This window comes from uncultured Rothia sp., assembly GCF_963555405.1.
Lineage (GTDB): Bacteria > Actinomycetota > Actinomycetes > Actinomycetales > Micrococcaceae > Rothia.
Genome location: NZ_CAUVVO010000012.1, coordinates 49,459 through 55,811 on the forward strand (window position 1 = coordinate 49,459; position 6,353 = coordinate 55,811).

At 57.3% G+C, this 6,353-nt stretch carries 7 protein-coding genes; 2 read left to right on the forward strand and 5 right to left on the reverse strand.

The features are described 5' to 3' along the window. Positions 1-5: 5 nt before the first annotated feature. Positions 6-755 carry a class E sortase gene (locus tag RWL87_RS07950; RefSeq protein ID WP_303987398.1) on the reverse strand — a complete coding sequence of 250 codons (750 nt, stop codon included), beginning with the start codon at positions 753-755 and terminating at the stop codon, positions 6-8. 159 nt (positions 756-914) lie between these two features. On the opposite strand from RWL87_RS07950, the gene RWL87_RS07955 reads away from it, so the two are divergent. Continuing rightward, complete coding sequence (locus RWL87_RS07955; RefSeq protein WP_070684535.1) at positions 915-1,229, forward strand: cell division protein CrgA; 315 nt, start codon at positions 915-917, stop codon at positions 1,227-1,229. 103 nt (positions 1,230-1,332) lie between these two features. Here RWL87_RS07955 and RWL87_RS07960 read toward each other — a convergent pair whose 3' ends face one another. After that, a complete protein-coding gene (locus RWL87_RS07960) occupies positions 1,333-2,343 on the reverse strand; it encodes a hypothetical protein (protein WP_313969506.1) in 1,011 nt (336 codons plus the stop codon). Positions 2,344-2,357: 14 nt separating this feature from the next. After that, positions 2,358-3,275 (reverse strand): LysR family transcriptional regulator ArgP, encoded by a 918-nt coding sequence (locus RWL87_RS07965; protein ID WP_313969507.1) that lies wholly within the window; start codon positions 3,273-3,275, stop codon positions 2,358-2,360. Positions 3,276-3,438: 163 nt separating this feature from the next. On the opposite strand from RWL87_RS07965, the gene RWL87_RS07970 reads away from it, so the two are divergent. Continuing rightward, positions 3,439-4,071: a LysE/ArgO family amino acid transporter gene (locus RWL87_RS07970; RefSeq protein ID WP_313969508.1), complete on the forward strand. Its 633-nt coding sequence runs from the start codon at positions 3,439-3,441 to the stop codon at positions 4,069-4,071. A gap of 25 nt (positions 4,072-4,096) precedes the next feature. Here RWL87_RS07970 and RWL87_RS07975 read toward each other — a convergent pair whose 3' ends face one another. Then, entirely contained in the window at positions 4,097-5,413 is a 1,317-nt protein-coding gene (locus tag RWL87_RS07975) for a D-mannonate dehydratase (protein ID WP_313969509.1), read from the reverse strand. A 164-nt stretch (positions 5,414-5,577) separates the two neighbouring features. Beyond that, complete coding sequence (locus RWL87_RS07980) at positions 5,578-5,919, reverse strand: hypothetical protein (protein WP_313969510.1); 342 nt, start codon at positions 5,917-5,919, stop codon at positions 5,578-5,580. Positions 5,920-6,353 lie beyond the last annotated feature (434 nt).

Consider the following 6,353-nt stretch of genomic DNA (forward strand, 5'->3'; position numbering starts at 1 on the left):
CAGATTTAGGATTTTGCGACGGAGGCGGCAATTTCTGCGGGTGCTCCGGCTGCTGCGGGCCGCCAGGATTCGAGGCGGGCGTGGACAATGTATCGTTCGGTGTCGCCGTAGCGCGGGTGGCAGGTGGTGAGCGTCAGGAGGCGCTCGGTGGGTGCTACGCCGGGCTGTCCGGGGACGGGTTCGATGACTTCTACCTGGTCGGGCTGCACGATTTCGTGGCTGTAGACGGTGTAGGTGTAGTAGCCGTCTTTGGTGCGCACGTAGATGTGGTCGCCTTCGGTGAGCAGGTCGATGTCGTTGAGGACTTTTCCGCGGGTTTGGCGGTGGCCTGCGAGGGAGAAGTTGCCGACCTGACCGGGCATGGCGCTTCCTTCGTAGTGGCCGAGTCCGAGAGAGTCGAGAACGTCGGAGCTGGTGCCCTGGGTTGCGGGGCGCTGGTAGTCGGATCCGAACTTGGGGATGTAGACGACGCCGAAGACTTCACCGTGGCCGGGTTCGCTCAGACCGGCGGGCGGGGTGTTGGGGTCCCAGTCGGGGACGGACTCACCGGGATTGGAGTCAAACTCCTGAACGAGGGTGCTGACGGCTTGGGATTGGGTGCGGTCGGCGTCGATGTTGGTCCACCAGAGCTGCCAGGCAACGAAGAGGAGCAGTACGACTCCGATGGTGATGAGGAGTTCGCCTGTAATCTGGATGACCCAGTGCAGCACGCTACGGGGGCGGCGCTCTGCGGTGGGTGCCGTTCCTTGACTCATGCGTTCTCCTCTGTCCTCTGGGTTGTGTATGTTCTTGGGCGCCGGGTGGCGTTCCTTATCTTTCAACGCGGGGAGAAGGTGAAATCATCCCGTAAGTCTGCAAAGATAGGTGTGAACATATATTTTTAGGTTACCCATACAACAATAAGCGGAGGAAGTATGTCGACCAACTCGGCTAAGGCATCGTCCAAGAAGAAGTCTCAGAAGTCTGCTAAGTCTGAGGTGGAAGATGCGAGCGAGCTGCGTCTGCGTGAGATTGCTCGTGAGATGGAGAGCGGCACGCAGCTGAAGGAGCAGACTCCGCTGTGGTACCGCGTGATTATGTTCTCGCTGTTGGCGGTGGGCATTCTGTGGATTATTATTTTCTACATTACGCAGGGCCTGTTCCCGATTCCTGATTTGGGTATGTGGAATGTGAGTGTTGGTGTGGGCGCCATGATGGTGAGCATGCTGATGATGACTCGCTGGCGTTAAGACTTAGGCATTAGGGCTTAGGCGTTAGAGCTTATAGAGAGGCGGTCGTCCTGTGTGGGGCGGCCGCCTCTCTGTATGTTTCACCTGTTTGGCAGGGCTGGAGTTAGAGCGCCTCCGCGTTACCTGTCTTTGTTCTGACCCGGAAGATTGCGGTCATGGCGACCATGATGAGCAGCTCGGTGAGGGTTTGAGTGAGTACGGTGGCGCCCATGAGGCTCGCTTCGGGGTTCCCGTTGTGTGCCAGGCGTTGTGCGCAGAGCGCTACGACGGGGTAGATGATGAGGGCGTTGCGGGTGACAGCACTGAAGGTTACGGAGATGCGTTCCGGTCGGCTCATCACTCTGCTAAAGAGCCATGCAGCGCCTCCTGCGAGGATGGCGTAGGTGAGGTAGAGTCCGGCGAGTCGGGGAATGAGCTGTGCCTGGTTGAGCACCGCCGGGGTGTAGGCGGAGCACATGAGCACAAGGAGCAGGCACATGAGGGGAATCATCGCGGTATCGCTCATGGTGCGTACGCGTTCGTAGGTTTGTTGGCGCTGCGGTGAGCGGGTTGACCAACGTTGCGCGAGGTAGGCGGCTACTAGGGGCACGATGAGCGGAGCGAGGCTGAGGTAGCTTTCAGCGGGGAGGGGGAATATTTCTCCCATCACCCCAATATCTAATATTCCCATATATGCATATGCACTAGTCCAGGCTGTAATAGAAATGATTTGGGCACCAAGCAGATAGGGCGTTGCCGCCAGCAAACCGCGATATTCCCCTCCAGCAATACACGCAAAAACCACAACGTAATCCACGCATGGAGCCAGCAAAACAATCACCGTGGCTAGAGCAACGGGACCGCCCTCGGGAATGAAGAGGGAGACCAGCGGCGCAACCAGAATCGGAGTCCCTGAAACGGCAACGAGTACCACCGTGTGGGTGAGCCTCTTGTACTGACCGGCACTCATACCAGTTAGGGGCATGAGAGCGAAGTTGGTCCACAGGAGCGCGCCGAGCGCGTAGGGCACGAGCTGCTCAGAAACCAGGCTCCACCCACTCAGCCCCGCGCAGGCAACTCCCACGGCCATGGAGACGAGGTAGAGAGCCACCTGGTGACGTTCCATAAAGCTCACGGAACCACCCTCTTCTAGTAGATCAGGTCGCCTCGTGCCGCTTCGTGGACGCGGCGAGTTACGGTCTCCATAACGGGCGAGTTGATGTTCCAGCGCTGCCAGTAGAGGGGGAATTCTACGGGGGTTGCGGCGAGCTTCACGAGGTGCCCACTTGCAAGCTCTTCGGCGCATTGTGCTTCGGGAATGAGACCCCAGGCGATACCAGCACTAACGGCGCGCGCATAGTCCGGGGAGGAGGGAATGTAGATGGTGGGGCTTTGGGTGAAGGTTTCTTCAGCCTCCAGACCTACTTCTTGTTCAATGAGGACTCGCGCTACGTCCTGCACGAAGTCTTTGCGGTCGTATTCGACGACGGGGGCACGGTTGAGCTCTTCGCGGCTTACGCGCTTGGGCCAGCCGGGTAGGTATCGCTGTACGTAGTCGGGGGTTGCGACGCACCAGTAGCGTGCCACTCCGAGGGTTTCAACGGAGCAGCCGGGGATTTTTTCGGGTTTGGAGGTAATAACAGCCATGACTTCTCCGGAGCGGAGCATGGCGGATGAGTGGAATTCTCCTTCTCGTCGCAGGTCGCAGAAGATGCTGTCTTCGCGGCTGAGGGTTCCGACGGCGTCGATGAACCAGGTGGCGAGCGAGTCGGCATTGACCGCCACGGAGACGCTCTGAAAGCCACCGGCACCCATGAGTTCGCGTTCCATTTCTTGCTGCAGGAATTCACTCTGGCGGGCGATGCGCAGCACGCTCTGTCCGGCATCCGTGGGGGTCACGGGATTGCTTCGGCGTAGCAGGACCTTTCCGGCAATCTGTTCCATGGCTTTGATGCGCTGGGAGATGGCGGAGGGGCTCACTCGCAGGATGTCTGCCGCCGCGTCGAAGGTGCCGTATTCGATGACGGCGGCAAAGGTGGAGAGCTGGTCGGTGCTGAAACGTGTCATAAGAATATCTTACGCAAAATAAGAAATATTTAGACAAGCTGAGGTTACCTTCGAAACACGAAGTTTGCCAGCTCATTATCTACCGTCTCCAGCTCTTTTCCTGGCAAGCTGGTTGTAGAAGGATGCGCGTCCCGCCCGTCCCGCAACCGAAAGCACCGTCGCTATGCATATCTCACTGTCCCTCATCCTGCTGGGTGCCACCACCACGATTTCTTTGGTGGCGGCTATTGGCGCCCAGGGCACGTTTGTGTTGCGTCAGGGCATTACGGGTCGGCATATTACCCCGATTATTATCTTCTGCGTGCTCTCGGATGCGCTCATGATTGGCTTGGGTGTCGTGGGTCTTGGTGCGCTACTTGACGCCGCCCCGTGGGTTATGGAGGTTCTCCGCTACGTCGGCGCAGCTTTTCTGGCGTGGTTCGGCTACGAGTCGGCGAAGCGTGTTTTCATCCCGCATGCGGTTGTCGTTGAGGAGGGTACCGAGGATGCGCAGTCGTTGAAAGCGGCCCTGCTAACCACGGCGGCGGTCACCTACCTCAACCCGCTGGCGTGGTTGGACACAACGATTTTCCTCGGTTCTCTGGCTAATACGCAGGGCGATCCCGGCCGCTGGTGGTATTACCTAGGCTGCTGCTGCGGTAGCGTGCTGTGGTTCCTCATGATCGGCTACGGCTCACGAATTTTACGTCCGCTCTTCGCCCGCCCGGAGGCCTGGCGTGTACTTGACGCGGCGGTGGCCCTACTCATGGTGTATCTGGTATTCAACCTGTTAACGATGAACCTGTCGACCCACTAGCTTCTACTCCCCTGCCCGACCGCTTTTACGCCTTGTCAGACTCTTTTTCCGTGTTTTCCTCTTCTTCGTGGAGTACGAGCACTTCGTTTTTGGGCATGGTGAGCAGCCCCAGGTAGATATCGCGAATAATCAGGATGTGCTTGATTCGCGCAATCATGGGCTTGAGGAAGCTTCGGGCGTATTTTTCGTCGCTACTGGTGGTTGCGACGAAGCTGAGCCCGGAGAACACGGCAACGATCATGGACACCTTGATGACCACGGCGTTGATGTTGGTGTCTACGCCGAGGATTTTGAGGTGTTCGGGTTTGACGGTCATCCAGGATTCGATGGTGGTGTCGCTAATGGCGATGGAGGAGAACCCCATGAAGAACCCGAAGACGAGCAGCATGAAGAAGGTTGCCTGAATAATCTGCCCAATCATGGGGATAATAATGAGGTTGCCCCAGGGCGCGATTTTGAGGGGTCGGTGTTCGAGGATTTTCTTCTCTTCGACCCAGTCTTGGGCGGTGTTCCATATTCCGCCTTCGAGGGCTGCGGCATGCTCGTAGTCACTTTCGGTGAACCTTGCGATGTCGTCGCCTCTATTGCGGCCCAGAAGGCGCGCTGTGCGCTCTAGGGAGGTTGTGACGACCACGAACACGGCGAGGAGCCCCATGAGCCCCAGAACAGCCCAGGTGCGCGGGAAGCTGAGCCCGTTGGCGAGCTTCCAGAGGTCTGCGTTCACGAAGATGAAGAGCACGGACACCATGAGTACGGGTAGTACTTTCGCGATCATGGGCGGCAGGGAGGCGAGCTGGTGGATGGCGTGCTTGAGGGACCAGCCAAGTACGGTATCTACACCCAGGAAGATGGCGAGGTAGATTCCAATAACGATGAGCGGGAAGACTTGACCTCCGTCGTAGACGAAGTCGAGGCCATCGAGGCTACTGGATTCAAAGACACCGGCGATAAAGAGCATGCCGGCAAAAAGTACGGTAAGAATACCCGTGGTGATTTGAACCCATTTCGGGGTGCGGACCATCAGCTTGTGGGCAAGAGTAATGAACACACCGGAGATTATCGGCATCACGAGGAAGATGCCGCCGAGCACGAGCATGGGTAGCACTTCATCGCTGAGTGCAGTGTTGGTCGTGATGGCTTTAATGTATTCCGGGAGGGAACCGTTTGCATCATCAACGATGAAGATGAGGATATCGCGCAGGAAGATATAACAGACGTGCATGATGCTCGCCCACAGGATCCAGGGTACGGAGCGCGGGAACGCGTCGAGAGCACGCTGACGTGCAGGAATGATGAGGGGTACGCCCTGTTTGCGGAACCAGGTATTGCTCTGCTTCAGCATATCAGTCTTGCTGTAGTGCTGAGGTTGTACCTCTCCCGCAGCCGTTTTGGTACGCAGTCGTGCCCGGATAGAGCGTGTATCCTTCTGCTGCGGGGTGTTCTGCTCCTGTGTGCTCATGACATACCACTCTACAGGGTCGAGCAGGCCCTTTGATTATGTACCTTTTAGAGTTCTTCTTTCTCGAGCTCAGATCCAATAAAGCGAGCGTATGCGCCCATGAGTAGCGCGGCTGCTTCTTCTTGTTCCTCGTAAATGCCCAGTTCCTCGTCCTCACGACCTGCGTAGGTGCCGCTACTGATCTCGAGTAGGGATAGCGGTCCTTCTGCAGTCTCCGGAGCTAGGGCATCCAGGATGATGCTCAGGCTTTCTTCCGATTCTTCAGCTACTCCCATGAGGCGTCCTAGGCGTGTGCCCTGGTAGGGCGCAATGGTGAGGACATCTTCGTTCTCGTGCTGAACAACTCGAGCTACAGGAATGATGTCACCGTCTGCTGTCTCTTCAAGCAATAGCTCAGTGGAGAGGTCTATATGGCTTTCCTCGCTCTGCAGGAGCTGCCTGGGCCACCAGAGGTGGATGTATTCGGTGAGCGCTGCCCATGATTCGTGAGGCTCCAGTGTGCTCTCTACGTAGAGGGCTACGGTTCGTTCTTCGTTAGTCTGCTGCGGCTAATCGACTGGCTCGGGTGCGTGGGAGAACATGGGGTAGTGCATGGTTCTACTCTATCCCAGTGCGCTCCTCTCTGGAGGGCACGGTAGATTCATGGGGTTCTGAGGGTACAAAAAAAAGGGGGGCAGACCCGCGTGGGTCTGCCCCCCCTTTTCCAGCTTTAGCTGTTAAAGCAAAAGAGCCCGCGTAAGCGGGCTCTTTTTATTGCCTATTGGATTGTTATCCAAAAACCATACAGTGAACGCAAACAACAAACAACTCTCTTGAAAAGTAA

What these genes read in the sequence shown, in the direction of transcription:
- RWL87_RS07950 (WP_303987398.1), bottom strand. Translation starts at nt 755, where the DNA reads ATGAGTCAAGGAACGGCACCCACCGCAGAGCGCCGCCCCCGTAGCGTG.
- RWL87_RS07955 (WP_070684535.1), top strand. Translation starts at nt 915, where the DNA reads ATGTCGACCAACTCGGCTAAGGCATCGTCCAAGAAGAAGTCTCAGAAG.
- RWL87_RS07965 (WP_313969507.1), bottom strand. Translation starts at nt 3,275, where the DNA reads ATGACACGTTTCAGCACCGACCAGCTCTCCACCTTTGCCGCCGTCATC.
- RWL87_RS07970 (WP_313969508.1), top strand. Translation starts at nt 3,439, where the DNA reads ATGCATATCTCACTGTCCCTCATCCTGCTGGGTGCCACCACCACGATT.
- RWL87_RS07975 (WP_313969509.1), bottom strand. Translation starts at nt 5,413, where the DNA reads ATGCTGAAGCAGAGCAATACCTGGTTCCGCAAACAGGGCGTACCCCTC.